The sequence below is a fragment of the Photobacterium aphoticum genome (genome assembly GCF_001029435.1).
Classification (GTDB): domain Bacteria; phylum Pseudomonadota; class Gammaproteobacteria; order Enterobacterales; family Vibrionaceae; genus Photobacterium; species Photobacterium aphoticum.
Genome location: NZ_LDOV01000116.1, coordinates 1 through 305, shown reverse-complemented (window position 1 = coordinate 305; position 305 = coordinate 1). Strand labels below are relative to the sequence as shown.

1 protein-coding gene is annotated in these 305 nt (G+C 51.1%); it reads left to right on the top strand.

What is annotated here, in order from left to right; genetic code table 11:
* The coding region (locus ABT58_RS23275; protein WP_156168840.1) for a M60 family peptidase N-terminal accessory domain-containing protein at positions 1–305 on the top strand (305 nt) is incomplete at both ends.

Here is a 305-nt window from a genome sequence, read left to right as displayed (position 1 = left end):
ACCCTGCAGTCGTGACTACCCAACAAACTTTTTCGGTACCTTATACGAAACAGTGGACAACCACAGGCTGGTACGCGCTGCCGGGGCAGACAATTACTCTGACCCGTCAGGACAATTCTTCTGCTACTGCCAGCATTAAGCTGAATTATCACCGCAGCAATACAAACCGTGCTTACCAGCAGAAAGTGTACCGTGGTCCGCTAGAACTGGCACAGCAGCGTTTGTCCATTGCTTCTGGTGAAACTGTCACCTTTTCTACACCTTACGGTGGTCCGGTCTACCTGTATCTGGAAGGCTCGGCTTCT